The following is a 17,116-nucleotide window of genomic DNA, read 5'->3' on the forward strand; positions in this document are numbered from 1 at the left end:
GGTGGGTATTTTTTAATTTCCGTTATCGCTTTAGGTAAGCCAATAACGGAATATCTAAGCCATTAGGCAACTGGTGATACTACGAAGAGTAACTCACCTTGAGAGACCTGTTGTCCGTTACCGTTAAGAATACGCTCGATACGGTACTTCTGATCTTCAGGGTAAAGCACAGCATTCTTACGGTTAAAGCCAGCTAGTGTCACCTGTGAGAACATCTTCATCGCTTCAGTAAGCGCCAAAGTCTGATCTACAGTAACAATGTCGCCTTCCTTAACGAAGTCTGCTTCACCAGGCGCTGGAGAGGTATAGAAGATACCTGCGCCCTGTGCCATAACTTTAAGCTCGTTACTCTCACCAACACGAAGGGATGCAGTATCGACACCTACGGTTTCAGCCGCAGCTTCCATCTCAGCAATCAGCTCAGGCACATCTAGCTCAGCCATAAAGCGTGGTAGATAGTTAGTGTCATATACGCCTTCGTTGAAGGTGCCATCTTTAAGAATACGCGTTAACAATGGAATGTTAGTCGCGATGCCCTTAATCACTACCTGATTAGCCAAGTAGTCATGAAGCTTAGTGATCACATCTTCACGGCTCTCGCCACGACAGATGATCTGAGCAATCAAGCTATCGTAGTAAGGAGAAACCTCTTTACCTTCGCCAGCGATTGAGATGATCTCGATATCATCACGCTCAGGCATCTGGTACTCAGTGATTAGACCTGGATGCGGTAGCAACTGCAGTACACCGTTGCTATCAAGCGCCGCTTTCTCAGCCGTTACACGAACTTCCATTGCGTAACCAATCTCTTGTGGCTCAAGCTCGGCAATCGAGCGACCAGCAGCGATATCAAAACCTGCGCTTACGATATCGATACCCGATGTGGCTTCTGTTACTGGGTGCTCTACCTGTAGGCGAGTATTCATCTCCATAAAGTAGACTTCGTTTGCGTCTAAGTTATAGATAAACTCAACCGTACCTGCGCCCATGTAGTCAGTAGCATCACCTAGTGCACGGGTGTATTCCATTACCTTCTGCTTAAGCTCATCTGGCAACATAGTTGAGCCAGATTCTTCAACCACTTTCTGGTTGTTACGCTGTACAGAACAGTCACGTAGACCCAGAACCTTAGTGTTACCAAACTGGTCACGAAGTAACTGAACTTCGATATGACGTAGCGAGGTCACATACTTCTCTAGGTATAGGTCACCGTTACCAAATGCTGCTGCAGCTTCGGTAGAGGTCTTCTGGAACAAGGCAATCATGTCGCCAGGACGTTCAACAACTTGAATACCCTTACCGCCACCACCTTGTACCGCTTTAAGCAGAACTGGGTAACCGATTTCGCTCGCAACGTTTACGGCTTGCTCTGCGTTGGTCAAAATACCGTGGCTACCGGGTACAACTGGAACGTTTTGAGACTGTGACGTCTTAATCGCGTTCGACTTGTTACCCATGGTTGTCATGCTGTGTACGCTTGGACCAACGAAGTTAACGCCATTGTTTACACACAATGCAGCAAACTGTGGGCTTTCCGATAGGAAACCGATACCTGGGTGCAGCGCGTCAACATTCTCATACTCAGCGACTTTAAGCACTGAGTAGGCGTTTAGGTAACTTTCATCAGAAGTGTTACCACCGATACAAACTAGCTTGTCGTTGTCTTTTAGCATATCCGCAGGTACAGAGGTCATATCTGGGTCTGATGCAACCAATACCACGTTGATATTGTTGTCATGGGCCTTACGGATAAGCTTAACCGCAGTACAACCACGAGCATGAACCAATACTTTCTCAATCGGCTTCATTAGCTGACGAGGATCGTCTTGAACAATCTCTTCTTCAGCAATCTGTCTTTCAGGCACTAGCGTCGATACTGCGCTTGAAATCACATCGACAATCTTAGCAGTCGGCTTAGGCATTAATGGATCGATGCTCTGTAGCTGATCGTCAATCGTCTCGCTAAATGGGTTGGTAACCAAGGCGTTCATCGCACCCGGTACTTTCGACAGATAGTTAGATAGAGTCGAAGTCGATGGCAAGTAAGCAGGAACAACCATTTGACCCGCAAACGGCATGTTAGTACCCGATAGGTAATAAGTTTGCACAAGTGGGTGAGTCACAAAACTCGCCTGTGCACCACCAGTACAGTCGCCGTAACCGAACATCAATACTGGTAGTTCGTTGTCACGAATAAAGCGAGTAATACGGTCGTTCACCACAGCCATTGAGAATAGCGCCGCAGCACCTTCTTTAGTCTGCATACCACCAGAACTGATGAAACAGATAACCGGTAGCTTACGCTTAGCACACTCAATTAATAGTGCACTGAACTTCTCAGCGGCAGCCATATCGAATGCACCCGCTTGGAATGCTGTATTTGATACCGCCACACCCACGCGCATCGGCTGGCCGTTTTGCTCAAAATCAGCAAGACCAGTGATTAAACCACATGGGCGAATACCCTTGTCCAACGCATCTTCGATAGATAGACGGAAGCCAGGGAAGTTCAGCAAGTTAGCCGAAATCTTGTCACCATCAATCTCTTCAAAATCGGTGAAGAACTTAGCAATAATCGCTTCCCAACCCATTTTGCCCGCGCGTTTTTCATCACGAAGCACTTTCTGGATCAGCAAGTCTTGATAACCCATGGTCAAGCGGTTCCAGAAGTCTTTACGACGACCAATACGCACAGGGTTAATTGCGCCAGTGTAATCACTGCTCTCTTCTTCGCTATCGAAATACTCAGGTAGCAAACGTTCGAAGAAGTAAGTCAAAATAACGAATAGACTGTCGTTCAACTGCGGGAAACCAACACTCTTCCACTGCTCAGTACGAGTCAGTAGTTCGGCGCGGTTGGACTGTGACATAAAGTACTTAAGCCACTTGTAGAACTTGTTCTTGTCGTTGGCAACGTCTTGTGTCGACAGCGCACGGTCAATCGAATCATGTAGCAAGTTATCGACTGAGTTACGTGACAGGCTCTTCGACATCATGGCTTCTTTAGCGATAGAGGCTAAGTTACCCACAACGTTGTCGTAAAGGGCATTGAATACCAAGATGTTATGACATTGCCAGATGAAGTCTTCACGAAGCTCGTCATGAACAATCACATCGAGTACGGTTAGCTTGTTCAGCTCAGGCCAATCGGCTTGAGTCACTTCTGATGGCAGTGTCTCAAGGTAATGGATAAGGCCTTTGAAGTTATTCTCTGCGTTGCCTTTCCAGCGATGGTATAGCGACCAGCTAATGTTGAAGATCAGCGCCTTACGGGCCTTCTTATAGTTCTCTTTTGGTTCACCCAAAATCAAACGAGTTAGCATGTTACGCTCGGTAGACACATCATCACGCTTAGCGATGAAGTTACCCCAAAGCTTATTCAACTCTTCGTCATAAACCAGTTTATCAGGGCTTGATAACCAAGATTGGAATACTCGGTCTTGCTCTTGCTGAATACGTGCTAGCAAGTCACCTTCTGGTACGCTCACCTTAGAGAGACGACCATACTGCTCTTGCGAGATAGAATGGATACGGCTACGTAGTGTCAGGTAACGCAGGTAACGGTAAGTGCTACCAAACAGATTCAAGTGCATGGTTGGGTTATTGGCAACCGCAAGCTCAGCGTTAAGCTCCAATGCTTCAAGATTCTTAGATGGATTCAGGAAACGTGCCAAACTACGGTCATAATGCTCACGTAAGTCTTCAGATTCGCGAACAAAATTTACCGCTGCTTTTTCTACTGCTTCAATGCTACTGATGATTGCGCGGCGCAGGTTATGCTGACGCTCATCGCGATCTGATGGAGAGAAGTCAACGATACCGTCGATACAGCCAGAGGTATAAAGCTCTTCTGGTGATACACCTACAGATTTCGCACATTCCTGCCAAGACAAGTTGTACTTACGTGCAATGCTCTGCAAACCCTGTGGCTGAATAGTGTTAAAAATACCATCACGTAGCGACAACAGGATGTTTGCTGCAGCAAGTGGAATCGCGCCGCCTGAATAACCTGCACCGATAACGATACCCACTGTTGGTACGTCAACGTTCGCGCTCTCGGCAATCGCTTTTGAAATAGAGTGTGCTTGGTTTTGGCTGTTGGCGATTTCACCCGCATCGGCACCGGGGGTGTCAATAAGGTAAACAATCGGCATAGACAGCTCAGCAAAGTGGCGAATCGCTTTACAGCAAGCGATGTGGTGCTCTGGCATCCACGCGCCGTTTGCAGTGGTACGCTCTTGCGCCACAAAACCGATACGGCGAGTGCGAGAACCAAAATTCAGTTCGATCTCTGCACTATAAAAAGGGCCAATATGGGTTTCGGTAATGAGCTTGCCTTTAAGGTCGGCAATAATGCGCTTCGCGCCTGGGCGATTTTTATCTTGGGTCGGTTGAATCACCTTAGTGACATAACCATCAACGTCTAACTGCGCCAAGTCTTTAAGGTTAGCTTGAATCGCATCATCGTCTAAAAGACCTTTAATCTCTTCTGAAAGCGTCTGCTTGCTGTGCTCAGGAAACAATGAAAAGTCTTTGGCTAACTGCTCTGCTTTTAGGAAAAGCGGATCGGCAGTTTGCACTTGAGTCATGTTAGCGGGCTGATTTTTGCTGGTCATCGAAAGATCCTCTGCTTTTAGCCTCTGAAATTTTTAGCCCGTAAATATAACTTTGTTATCCCGTCAATTGCTATTAAACTGCACTAGACGCTTTGTTCCATATTTGAGACAGTGGAGATAACATGCCAGATTTAAACGGTATGATGCTCTTCGCGGCGGTAGTTAGAGCCAAAGGTTTCTCTCAAGCTGCCCGTGAAATAGGCATGCCAAAATCAACCATTAGCCGCAAGGTTGCCCAGCTAGAAGAACAGCTTGGCGTGCGACTATTGCAGCGAGATACCCGTAATCTAAGCCTGACTCAAGTAGGCGCGCTATTTTTTCAGCACTGCTCCAGTATAAGCGATGAAATCGAGGCTGCCAAAGCCACGGTGGAAAATACCCACAATGACGTTTCAGGCCTACTGCGTATCGCAATTCCCGTCTCTTTTAGTCAAGAGTTAATCGCGACCCTATGCAGCGGTTTTCTACGCCTCTACCCCAATGTTGAACTCGATGTGCAATTTACCGACAGCGATGTAGGGCTTGTAGGTGAAGGCTACGATATCGCCATCAAATATGGCCCTCTGCAATCATCAGATCTTGTTGCCAGACTGCTATTTGAGCGCCAACCTATTCTGGTCGCCAGCCCAGGTTACCTAAAAGTGCATGGCACTCCAGCCACACCACAAGACTTGGCCGATCACAGTGGTATCTTGTTAGGGACCTCGCGCTCTGCTCCAATTTGGCCCTTAGGTAAAGGCACCAGAAAGACCATGGTTAACTTTCAGCGTAAGGTGCGAGTCAATAGCGCGGTAATGGTTAAGCAGCTGGTGATGGATGATTTTGGCATTGCAATGCTATCTAACTCAGTCTGTAAAAATGAACTGGCCAGCGGTTCACTGGTCCCTATCCTACAAGAGTGGCCGATGGAAGCCTTCAAGGTATACGGCGTGTACTCAAGCAGACGTCAGCTCGCCACTAACATTAGCGCCTTCTTAGACTTTTTCCATAAGCGTTTCACCAACCAAGAATCGCTGCAGTCATTGATGATGTAACCCCTATCAGAGTCGCCACCAAAGCCGACTCTGACAACATATCGACCCAAGGAAGCGGATACACTCCCTTCTTATACCTGCAAAGCCCACCTCAGATATCTTTTAATGGGATTTATTGTGGTGCATACTGGTGAATGCATATCTTGAGCACCAAAATAGCAGCCTTATCAGACTCGTGACTCAAGATTAAAGCCACAAATGGACAAGCTTGCGCTGTAAACAATAATAAGAAAGGAACTGGCAATGAATAAACACGGCTCAGCACGACTTCTTAGCGCCTTCGCTGCACTCACTCTGCCCCTGAGTGCCTTCGCAGCACTCGATGTAGAGGAAGCTCGCTTAGTAAAGGCGAACCAAGCCATGCCGGAGGTTGTCTCGCGCTATCAAGCCTTTGTTAACAACTTAGGCGAAAAGTACAGCCAGCATTCAGATGAGTTAAAGGTCACCCAGATGGTGGCTCATCAAGGACTCAGGTTATGGCAACAGGCGGTAAGAGATGTACAGTCCGGTCATTTGGATGATCGCTCTTTGTATTGGAATCGCCTTGCAATGCGTGAGCTACTCAAAACCCAGAAACCAGACTTCAATATCGCTGTCTGGCAGCGAGACATCTTGATTAACGCCGTTGAGAAATCATCACGAGGTTTTAGCGATCTCGAGTTTAAAGATGACGCTCAGATAAAAATTCTACTTACAGGTTTCGATCCCTTCTTTCTCGACCGCAATATCGATCAAAGCAACCCATCAGGGCTAGCCGCGCTGGCTCTCGACGGTTACCGTTTTAAAGTCGATGGTAAACAGGCACAAATTGAAACCGTGATGATCCCGGTACGCTTTGCCGATTTTGATGAAGGCATGATTGAATCTCTGCTCACGCCTATCTATCGCGACAATAGCGTTGATATGATCTTTACCGTCAGTATGGGACGAGATGATTTTGACATCGAGCGCTTCCCGGGCCGTAACCGCAGCGCTGCAGCGCCTGATAACCTTAACGTGCTTACCGGTGCCAGCAAACAAGCTCCCATAGCCCCCAAATTTAATGGCGGCAATTTAAATGGCCCCGAGTTTGTTGAGTTCTCGCTACCTATCGCGGCAATGCAAACGGTAAAAGGCCCGTGGAAGATCAATGATAACCACACTGTCTCCACGCTAGAGCGCGGCGAGTTTCAAGCCAGCTCACTAGCACAACTACAGAGTGCTACATCGGTAGAGGGCTCTGGCGGAGGTTACTTGTCGAATGAGATCTCCTATCGCGCTATCTTGCTGCAAAAGCAGTTTAATAGCCGCATCCCTGTTGGGCATATCCACACTCCGCGCATCGCCGCGTACGATGTCAAAACAGAGAGTGACATCGTCAATCAAGTTCGAGACATGGTGATCGCAGCCGCTGGCACACTCTAGCCGTAACAAGAAAGAACAAGCTCGCTTAGATCCTCTTGCAATCTAAGCGAGTCATTGACTTAACTTTAGTGGCATTAACTAAATGAGCTAAATATAGGGCTATCACCTAGGCAAGGGTTTCGTTAACAAGCACAACACTGGCCTGCATCGGTACTCTCGGTTAAAATGGCAGCGCTCAATACTGTTGAGCCCAAATTATAAGCCCTCCCCAGTGAGAGTAGGTCTTGAGAGTTAGTTTTGAGAGTTAGTTTTGAGATTTAGTTGTGAGAGTTAATGTTCAAGTCGCTTAATCCCTTCAAGTCTTTACAGAGTAAAAAGTCGTTGCTTTCGACTCTAACCGAACACCCCGTTATGACCTTCCAAAATCCTCTGCATCAGCAGATGGCGCAGCAGGTCGAACATTGCTATCAAGTCGCAGAGTCAAAGCTAGCTAAACAGTTTCCAAGACCTGAGGTAGCTTTTACCCTACGTGGCAAGAGCGCAGGCACGGCTCACCTGCAATTAAACAAACTGCGTTTTAATCCCAAGCTGCTTCAAGATAATCAACAAGCCTTTCTAGAGGATGTGATCCCCCATGAGATCTGCCATCTATTGGCCTTTCAGCTCTATGGCCGAGTAAAGCCCCACGGGCGAGAGTGGCAATCATTAATGCAGTCTCTGTACGGACGAGTACCACGCACCACCCATAGCTTCGATACTCGTGCAGTCGAGGGCAAGACCTTCGAGTATCACTGCCAATGTGGGCCAATTAAACTCAGTATCCGCCGTCACAACAAGGTAGTGAGAGGAGAAACCCAATATCGCTGCCGCAAATGCGGCAGCAAACTAAAGCTAAACTAAAGCCAAACTAAAGCAATTTGTTACGTTAAAACGAACGCCTTGCTATTTAGCTTTTAATGCCTCACATCGTTCAAAAACGATATGGTTTCTGTTCTTTTGAATACGCTCGATGCGTTTAGCGCGTTCACATTCCCATTCGCTGACTGGATATTGCTTATCCCAAGCGCTCATTAGTTGCTTTTGTTGATTACTCAAACGAAATCGAGGGTATGCTTGCTCCATATATAAATAGGTTCTTGCAATTCGCCCTCTAGAACCGACTGTCGGCTCTACTTTCCTACCTTGCACTTTCACTTCACATACCCCAAAACTAGAGCGTGAAGAAGGCAACATGGCAAAGTTATAATTCGATCTCGTGGCATTTACCGCCCCCACTGCTGGATACAAGTTATAAAGATCCGACTGCATTAATCGATACTCATTATTCATTTTTTCAGCACATTTTCGGCCTTTAAAATTCTTACCTTTATTGTTCACACAACTGTCGTGACCATCACGCCATTCTGAAAACGTGCGTCCGAAGTTTTCGGCTGGTACCACATGTTCCCACTCCACACGTTTAGCGCGCTTAACATGTTTTTCAGTGGTAAAGCCATTTGGCAGGGTAATGTTCTTATTTTTATCGAACTTAGCATCACAATAAAGTGTGATACGGTGGTCATGATAGACTTGTCGTTCTAAGGTTTTTTTGGCCTTATTAAATGAATGAATGCTTGTATTACCTTGGTAAGATTGAGCAAATGTAGGTAGGGAAAAAACTGTGATTAGCCCTGCACAAAATAAACGGATTTTCATAACACTTTACACTAAGAAAAAATTCCGCGAATTTTGCCTTAACTTCACGCTCACACGGCGTTATTAAACGAAAGTTCATTCAACTTCATCTAAAAAATGTGAACAAAATCCAAAATTCTATCTATATTGGTCAATCCAACCCTCATTTATTCATCTCCAGCCATTGATTAGCTGCGACGATAGGTAGCCCTGCACCATGTCAGTGTTGACTTTAAGGCATCTAAAGTGCAATCTCCGGCCATATCTTAAGTCTCAAAACCAACGCTATTAAATGCGCAACCGACTGACAAAAACATCTGGCTGCCAATTACCGTTATTGTTAGTGATAGGATAAAACTTATTCCGTTGATAATATTGAATGTCGACGTGACCAAGTGATTGCTATGCTTCAAAGCAACGCCAATAGCGTCAGCTGCTAAATAACTCATCAACATATGCAAAAAAGGCTAATTACATCATGAGAGTGCCAAGAATCTATCAACAATCAACATTAGTTGTCGGCCAATCGGTCGCATTAGATGATGAAGCAGCAGGTCATGTTGGCCGCGTATTAAGAATGTCTTCAGGTGAGCAGGTGAGCCTGTTTAATGGCGATGGTAATGACTATCTTGCAGAGATTATTAGCGCCAGTAAGAAAAACGTCGAAGTTAAGATCCTCACATGTGAGGCAAATGATAGCGAATCACCACTTAACTTACATTTAGGCCAAGTGATCTCTCGCGGCGATAGAATGGACTTTACCATTCAAAAATCGGTCGAACTTGGGGTCAATACCATTACACCACTGTTTTCTGAGCGCTGCGGCGTCAAGTTAAGTGGTGAGCGTCTAGAGAAAAAAATTCAGCAGTGGCAGAAAATCGTGATCAGCGCCTGCGAACAATCTGGCCGAAGCGTTGTGCCTGTTGTGCGCCCAGCGATGCAGCTCGCCGATTGGTGCGCTGAAGCATCTGATGCGGTCAAACTTAACCTGCATCCACGCGCTTCTCATGGCGTCAATGGCCTAACCTTACCTAACAACAGAGTAAGATTGGTGATCGGCCCTGAAGGTGGCTTATCAGCACCTGAGATTGCCATGACTGAAGAGCACCAGTTTACCGATGTATTACTTGGCCCACGAGTGCTACGTACAGAAACGGCAGCACTCACGACCATCAGTGCACTGCAACTCAAATTTGGCGACATTGGCTAAATGTGGATAAACATTTAAGAATAAGGCTGAGTTAACGTTTATCTCTTATAAACTAGAAATCGGCCCTATTCGTCCCCATGTTTACCCTAGAAACGAATATTAAGAAAAGGAAAACGCTCCATGATTAAACTCGGCATCGTGATGGACCCCATCAGCGGCATCAACATCAAGAAAGATTCTAGCTTTGCAATGTTAATGGCTGCCCAGTCCCGTGGTTACCAGCTTTTCTACATGGAAATGAGCGATCTAGCCTTGGTCAACGGTCAAGCTATGGCAACCATGCGCGCCCTGACCGTAAAGGATGACCCTGAGCAGTGGTATCAGCTCGAAGAAGCTATCGATACGCCGCTTGCCGACTTAGATGTGATCTTAATGCGTAAAGATCCGCCTTTCGATACCGAGTTTATCTACGCAACCTATATGCTTGAGCGCGCCGAGGAGCAAGGTGTACTCATCGTCAACAAACCTCAGAGCCTGCGCGATGCCAACGAAAAGCTGTTTACTGCCTGGTTCGCTGAGTTTACCCCAGAAACCATAGTTACCCGTGATGAGCAGCGCATTCGCGCCTTTCATCAAGCCAAGGGCGATATCATCCTTAAGCCACTCGATGGTATGGGCGGCACACTGATTTTCAGAATGAAAGCAGGCGATCCTAACACTGGCGTGATCATCGAAACCTTGACCGAGTACGGTCAGCGCTACGCGATGGCGCAAGCCTTTATTCCCGATATCACCTCCGGTGACAAACGCATCTTAGTGGTCGACGGCGAGCCTGTACCTTACTCTTTAGCGCGTATTCCACAAAAGGGTGAAACCCGCGGCAACCTAGCCGCCGGCGGTCGAGGCGTGGCGCAGCCGTTATCTGAGTCCGATTGGCATATTGCCCGCACCATTGGCCCTGAACTTAAAAAGCGCGGTCTTATCTTTGTTGGTTTAGATGTGATTGGTGACAAGCTTACCGAGATTAACGTTACCAGCCCAACCTGTATAAAAGAGATTGAAGCAGCTTTCGATGTCGATATTACAGGTATGCTAATGGACGCAATCGAAAAGCGTATCAACAAGTCAGCTTAGCCAAAGGATCCGGCATGAACTTAAAGAGAAGCTTTACCTGGGCACTTTGTGCCCTTGTCTTGTTGCCCCAAGCTGTATTGGCCAATGTCGATATTCATGACGCGCCCTCGCGCCCTAAGAATATGATTATCATGATTGGTGACGGTATGGGTCCTGCTTACACCAGTGCATATCGTTATTACCAAGATAATCCCGATACCGAAGAGATTGAGCAAACGGTATTTGACCGCCTGTTAGTCGGCATGGCTTCAACCTATCCAGCTAGACAGAGTGGCTATGTAACCGACTCTGCAGCATCGGCAACGGCACTCACAACTGGGGTCAAAAGTTATAACGGCGCAATTTCAGTTGACGTCGATAAGCGCCCACTGACCACCATCATGCAGATGGCTAAAGAACGCGGTATGGCGACTGGCGTCGCAGTCACCGCCCAAGTCAATCACGCCACTCCAGCCGCTTTTCTAGCTCATAATGAGAGCCGTCGTAACTACGATGAGATCGCCCAAAGCTACTTAAGCTCGGAGGCCGACGTTATCCTTGGTGGTGGGCAGAAGTACTTCCCAGAAGATCTGCTCAAGCAGTTTACAGCTAAGGGATACCAGCATATTAACCAGTTGGATCAGCTCGATAACTTAACCCAAGGCAAGGCCTTAGGTCTTTTTGCTGAAGTACAACTGCCTTGGGTTATCGATCAACAAGACTCGACTCAGTTAAGCCTTCTAACCCAAAAAGCCCTAGAGCTTCTATCGCAAAATCCAAATGGCTTTGTGCTACTGGTTGAGGGCAGCCTTATTGACTGGGCAGGCCACAACAACGATATCGCTACAGCCATGGCGGAGATGCATGGTTTTGCCAATGCCATTGAAGTAGTGGAGCAATACGTGCGCGCCAACCCTGACACCTTAATGGTGGTAACTGCGGATCATAACACTGGTGGCTTATCTATCGGCGCCAATGGCGAATACGCTTGGGATACGGCGCTACTAAAAGGGATCCAAGCAAGCCCTACGAGTATCGCCGAGCAAGCTATCGCCATCGATGATTGGCAGCCTTTAGTGGCCCAAAAGCTAGGTTTCGAGCTTAAAACTGAAGAACTGCTGCGTCTTAGCAATGCACGCATGCAGGGAAAAGCTGCCTTGGAAACGAGTTTGAAACAGCTCATCGATAACCGAAGCTTTACCGGCTGGACGACCAGCGGTCACACTGGTGGTGATGTACAAGTTTTTGCAGCGGGTCCTGCGGCCGATCTGTTTAAAGGTAATCAAGACAACACCGACATCGCTGAGAAGATGATCAGCTTATTACCTAGAACGAAATAAACTTTTGAGGTGACTTCGAAAGATAAGAATTAACCACAAAAGGCACGAAGAACACGAAAGAGAAGCATCCTGCTCTTTTTCTTTTCTTCGTGTTCTTCGTGTAGCGAGCAAAATGAACGCTTCGTGGTTTATCGTTTTCTATTTAATTAGTCAGATTTTGGCTTATCTTAACGGCAATACTCCCCATCTTTTTTTGATACACGTAACTCCATCAAATTCGCATTCCAGAGTGGTTGAGGTATAATCGCAGCCAATTAAAAGCCGACCTTGAATACACATGCTAACCAACGCTTCGCAAGTCCTCCTCAGAAACAGTGATTTAGTCAAAGGCCAATCGGTATTAGTACTCAATTATGAAAGTGATCACCTGCCAAAGGAGTTGTTAAATACCGCCAGCAAAGTGTGTGGATTAGCATTAGATTACCATCATCACCTGATGATGCAGCCCTATACCTGTGCAGATTTAACCCTGTATTTTGGCCATAAACTGCCAATCGAAGAGTGCTTTGACTCTGTCATCGTCTACTTTCCTAAGGCAAAGGCGCTAGCACCTTACCTGTTTAACCTCGCCGCTAAGCATCTAAAACCACAAGGGCAACTCATCGTTGTGGGAGAAAATAAAGGCGGCATTAAGTCTCTGCCTAAGCAGCTGCCTAGCTATTTCGATAAGCCGTTTAAAGCCGATAATGCCCGTCACTGTATCGTATTTACCAGTGAACTAAATGCACCGGCTCCGGCATTAAAACTGGCCGACTGGATAAGCCGCTATCAACTCGATACCCCTCAAGGGCAAGTGACTATCTGTAATTTGGTGGGGGTATTTAGTGAGAAGAAGCTCGATGAAGGTACCCAATTACTACTGGCTAATTTACCAAAGATGCGCGGCAATATACTCGACTTCGGCTGCGGAGCAGGTGTTATTACAGCCGCACTACTCAAGGCTCAGCCGGAGCTAAAGTTTGATTGTGTCGATATCAATGCCATGGCGCTAGCCTCTTGCGAATTAACTTTGGCGGCGAACGGCTTTAAGGCCAACATCTTTGCATCCGATGGTCTAGCGCAAACCTCTCAACGCTATGACGGTATTATCTCAAATCCACCGTTTCATGACGGCCTCGCTAGCACCACAAACATAGCCACCAACTTCGTCAAAGACAGCGCTGCGAACCTCAAATCTGGTGGTATCTTCCATATCGTGGCCAATCGTCACCTTCCCTATTCAGACACCATTGCTGACAACTTCGGTTCGGTGAATGTCGCTGCAGAAAACAATAAATACAAAATTTATTCCAACGTAAAGTAACTCCCGCGATACTCAACTCTAAGGCATGCCTCAATCATGCCTTAGAGCTCTTACCTCATGCTCTTGATTCACACATTTTATCACTGGCACTTTTTAACCAAGCTTTTATATGGTTATACTCGCAGAGCTAATTATAAAAAATAATAAAAAAAAGATGGGGTTTTTATGTTGCGCCCAGAGCTCATTGAGTTTAGTCAAGATAACCAAAAAGCCGAATTAAGGATCGTCCCGAGCCTCAATGGGCCGATAACAGAAGATGCTCTACTACAGCTTTTAGCACTACCAGACTTCTCTTGTCTGTGCCCCTTGAAAGCCGTGATCTCCCAAGCCGTCATTCAAGTCAATCAGCTACACCCTAAAGATGAAGGGAAAACAGAACTATTTTTTGAAATCGGCGAAAGGCGTGACGCCGAAATAAGCTTCGATGTCTCCAGCGATAAAATGCAGGCTAGCATGACATTAACCGCGGCCTTCGGAGGCAAAGATTTAGGGCTTAGAGATATACTGGAAAATCTGAAGCTACAACGCATTAGCATGGGGCTAAGCAAGGCCAAAATTGATGCGCTACTTACCAAGTTTTCCACCCTTTTACCCGGTGAAAAGTGTCACAGCATCATAGCTAATGGTCGAGCAGCAGTGAACGGCACACCAGCTAGGCTAGTGCGAAAAGTATCCCTGGCGAGGGAGCGCTTGCTACAACCTCAATCAAATAGCGATGGCACCGTTGATATGCGCAATCTAGGGGCGGTTATCATGGTCAAGCCTGGCAACCTTCTTATCGAGAAACACCCTGCTACCCTAGGCGTTGACGGCTACAATGTGTACGGTGAAAAGCTTAATGCCAAACCAGGTAAAGATGTTAAGTTCACCGCTGGCAACGGTACCGAATTTAGTCCAGATGATCCTAACAAACTTATTGCTACCGTGGCTGGGCAACCCGTCGAAACGCCATCGGGCATGCAGGTCGATGATGTATTGCAGATAAAAAATGTCGATGTTGGCTATGGTCATGTCGACTTTAAAGGCAGTGTGTTGATCACTGGCGATGTGGGCGAAGGTATGGTCGTAAAAAGCCTAGGTGATATCACTGTTATGGGCTTTGTCGATTCAGCGACACTGGAGGCTAAAGGCGATATCACAGTCAGTAAAGGCGTCATTGGTCGTCAGCTAAAAGACTTAAGCTTGTCGACGAAGTTAACCGCTCAGGGTCAGATCAGTGCTCAATTCGTGCAATATTCCGAGCTCAAAGCGGCAGGCAACATCTTAGTCACCAAGCAACTTCTACATAGTCATACTCAAACTCAGCAACAATTGCTCGTTAGTGATGCCAGCGGCCGCCGTGGCGATCTCGTTGGCGGCAGGGCTGAGGCCAGCAAAGGGATTAAGGCCGTTGCTATCGGTGCCACCGCCGACACTAAAACTGAACTATTTTGCGCCATGGAACTTGCAGAATTAAAACAACAGCTCAAGCAGCTGGATCAGAGCATTAAATCCATGGTCGTTGCAGGTCTAAATATCGAGGCACAGCTCAGGAAACTCCCTCCTAAAGAGCAGTGGCAAGGTGATGCAATGATGGTTGAGCAAGTAACCGTCATGCTGGAGGAAAAGCGCCGTACAACGCAAATCCGCGCCCAAGAAGAAGCGGAATTTGAAACATTGAAGATGGAGGTAGATAGCTACTATAAGCACTACCGGATCGATGCACTCAAGCATGTCTTCTCCAATGTTGAACTCCATATCGGGACGGCGTTTCAACGTACCCAGAGAGAACATGGGCCCTGTCACATCCAAAATGAAAATAATGAGATCCACTTCGATTACAGCCAGTAATAATTAATTCTGCTCTTATGCGGATATTTAGACCAGGTTCAAGTGCTTCAGCCGTTCCTTAACGCTGTAAATCACGGCATAATTGAGCCATTTTTATTGTGTGAGTTATCTCGTGGAATTATTGAAAATCGACTGCCTAGGCAAGCCCTTACGCCTAGAAGGATCTCTTGCTGGCTGGCAACAACTTTTTTGGGGCGATAACCTAGTCTCAGTGATTCAAGCTAGCCCCAACAACGAAGGGCTAAAGAGCCACACTTTTGAGTTGTCGACTCAAGATCCTGCACTTGCCACCGATGGCGAGCCAGTGCCATTGCAGACAATCAAAATCACCCTTGAAACCGACCTACAGTGGCAACCTTTTATCATCGACTACCGTCTACTCCAAGACGATGAGGTGATAACAACAGGTCAGCGCAACACTAAAGATATTGAGCGTCAAACACCTACCACTCCCATCCCGGAGAAACGACAATTTAGCGTCGTTGGTCTCGCCTCCTTAGGCTTTAAGTTACTGAAAAGTGCCAAGGTGATTAAGGTGCTGCTCGCTGGTGCCAGTGTTGCCGCATACTCTTGGTTATTTTCATTCCAGTTTGCGTTAGCACTTATCGCCTGTTTAGTCTTCCATGAATATGGTCATATTCGTGCAATGAAATACTTTGGCATGAAAACCAAAGGCATCTACTTAATTCCGTTTATGGGCGGCCTAGCCTTAAGTGATGAGAAGATAAACACCCGCTGGCAAGATGTGGTGATCTCCATTATGGGTCCGACCTTTGGTCTATTGATGTCAATCGCATCGCTTGTGGCCTACTGGGTAACAGGAAATATTTTCTTTGCCGGTTTAGCCACCTTCAACGCGCTACTCAACCTGTTTAACCTTCTACCGATTTTACCCCTAGATGGCGGCCATATTCTAAAGAGTATCAGCTTCTCGATGAACAGTATGATGGGATTAGTCGCCTGTATCCTTGGTGCTGCGGCAGGAGTCTATATCAGTTACTCACTGGGGCTTGCTCTTCTGGGCTTCTTACTGCTTATTGGCAGTGCGGAGATAGTGTTTGAGTGGAAGACTCGACACCAGAGTCATTTACTGCCATTAGATAGATATGGACAAATATTCTCTGCCGTTTGGTACTTCTTAACCGTTGGTGCCCTCATCGGCATTATCTGGTACTTTGCTGGCAGTGGCGATGAAATGCTAGCGCTACCGTTAGAGATCCTAAAGAGCTAACCAGCAAGTTCCGAATAAAAAAACCGACGTTATGTCGGTTTTTTTTATCACTTAAAACCTAGCTTAAGAAAACGCTTTTGTTTGCGAAATTTTGACCGCAATAATCAGGGTTAAGAAAGGTATCAAATATAGGAGCCAAATTTCAGGCATAAAAAAACCTGCTCGATGGCAGGTTGCTTTGTTGATAATGGTACCTGAGGACGGACTTGAACCGTCACTTCTTTCGAAATCGGATTTTGAATCCAAAAAAGCTGCGCTTTGTACGTGTCTGGAAACTCATTGCCCTCAACTTTTACTTAAATCACAACGTAAATCAGCAAAAGCTAAAAACCTGTTCCCATAGGCCATACAGCGCCATATCCCAAACCTATACACATCGGATTTTGAATCCAAAAAAGCTACGCTTTGTACGTGTCTGGAAAATCATTAGCCTCAACTTTTACTTAAACCACAACGTAATTAATCAAAAGCTAAAAAACCT

General features: G+C 46.5%; 11 protein-coding genes and 1 tRNA gene. 9 read left to right on the top strand and 3 right to left on the bottom strand.

What is annotated here, in order from left to right; genetic code table 11:
• Positions 1 to 62 precede the first annotated feature (62 nt).
• Positions 63 to 4,616 carry a biotin carboxylase N-terminal domain-containing protein gene (locus K5Q92_RS15975; protein WP_220769927.1) on the bottom strand — a complete coding sequence of 1,518 codons (4,554 nt, stop codon included), beginning with the start codon at positions 4,614 to 4,616 and terminating at the stop codon, positions 63 to 65.
• Positions 4,617 to 4,738: 122 nt separating this feature from the next.
• Here K5Q92_RS15975 and K5Q92_RS15980 point away from each other — a divergent pair, with 122 nt between their 5' ends.
• The 3 genes from K5Q92_RS15980 to K5Q92_RS15990 all read left to right on the top strand — a co-directional run bounded on the left by K5Q92_RS15980 (position 4,739) and on the right by K5Q92_RS15990 (position 7,894).
• Entirely contained in the window at positions 4,739 to 5,650 is a 912-nt protein-coding gene (locus K5Q92_RS15980; RefSeq protein WP_220769928.1) for a LysR family transcriptional regulator, read from the top strand.
• 243 nt (positions 5,651 to 5,893) lie between these two features.
• Complete coding sequence (locus tag K5Q92_RS15985; RefSeq protein ID WP_220769929.1) at positions 5,894 to 7,054, top strand: hypothetical protein; 1,161 nt, start codon at positions 5,894 to 5,896, stop codon at positions 7,052 to 7,054.
• Positions 7,055 to 7,327: 273 nt separating this feature from the next.
• Positions 7,328 to 7,894 (top strand): SprT family zinc-dependent metalloprotease, encoded by a 567-nt coding sequence (locus K5Q92_RS15990; protein ID WP_220769930.1) that lies wholly within the window; start codon positions 7,328 to 7,330, stop codon positions 7,892 to 7,894.
• A 42-nt stretch (positions 7,895 to 7,936) separates the two neighbouring features.
• On the opposite strand, the gene K5Q92_RS15995 is transcribed toward K5Q92_RS15990, so the two are convergent.
• Entirely contained in the window at positions 7,937 to 8,689 is a 753-nt protein-coding gene (locus K5Q92_RS15995; protein WP_220769931.1) for an endonuclease, read from the bottom strand.
• Positions 8,690 to 9,146: 457 nt separating this feature from the next.
• Here K5Q92_RS15995 and rsmE point away from each other — a divergent pair, with 457 nt between their 5' ends.
• The 6 genes from rsmE (at position 9,147) to K5Q92_RS16025 (ending at position 16,635) form a co-directional block, all read left to right on the top strand.
• Complete coding sequence (rsmE, locus tag K5Q92_RS16000; RefSeq protein WP_220769932.1) at positions 9,147 to 9,878, top strand: 16S rRNA (uracil(1498)-N(3))-methyltransferase; 732 nt, start codon at positions 9,147 to 9,149, stop codon at positions 9,876 to 9,878.
• A gap of 120 nt (positions 9,879 to 9,998) precedes the next feature.
• Positions 9,999 to 10,952: a glutathione synthase gene (gene gshB, locus K5Q92_RS16005; protein WP_220769933.1), complete on the top strand. Its 954-nt coding sequence runs from the start codon at positions 9,999 to 10,001 to the stop codon at positions 10,950 to 10,952.
• A 14-nt stretch (positions 10,953 to 10,966) separates the two neighbouring features.
• The gene (locus tag K5Q92_RS16010) at positions 10,967 to 12,271 is read left to right on the top strand and encodes an alkaline phosphatase (protein WP_220769934.1); all 1,305 of its coding nucleotides are present in this window, start codon (positions 10,967 to 10,969) and stop codon (positions 12,269 to 12,271) included.
• A gap of 277 nt (positions 12,272 to 12,548) precedes the next feature.
• Positions 12,549 to 13,574, top strand: coding sequence for a class I SAM-dependent methyltransferase (locus tag K5Q92_RS16015; RefSeq protein WP_220769935.1), 1,026 nt, complete (start codon positions 12,549 to 12,551; stop codon positions 13,572 to 13,574).
• A gap of 165 nt (positions 13,575 to 13,739) precedes the next feature.
• Positions 13,740 to 15,404 (top strand): DUF342 domain-containing protein, encoded by a 1,665-nt coding sequence (locus K5Q92_RS16020; protein WP_220769936.1) that lies wholly within the window; start codon positions 13,740 to 13,742, stop codon positions 15,402 to 15,404.
• 112 nt (positions 15,405 to 15,516) lie between these two features.
• Positions 15,517 to 16,635, top strand: a complete 1,119-nt coding sequence (locus K5Q92_RS16025; RefSeq protein WP_374758454.1) for a site-2 protease family protein — start codon at positions 15,517 to 15,519, stop codon at positions 16,633 to 16,635.
• 188 nt (positions 16,636 to 16,823) lie between these two features.
• On the opposite strand, the gene K5Q92_RS16030 is transcribed toward K5Q92_RS16025, so the two are convergent.
• Positions 16,824 to 16,937: transfer RNA gene (locus K5Q92_RS16030), tRNA-Leu, on the bottom strand.
• Between the last annotated feature and the right edge of the window lie 179 nt (positions 16,938 to 17,116).

Source organism: Shewanella sp. MBTL60-007 (assembly GCF_019654915.1).
Lineage (GTDB): Bacteria > Pseudomonadota > Gammaproteobacteria > Enterobacterales > Shewanellaceae > Shewanella.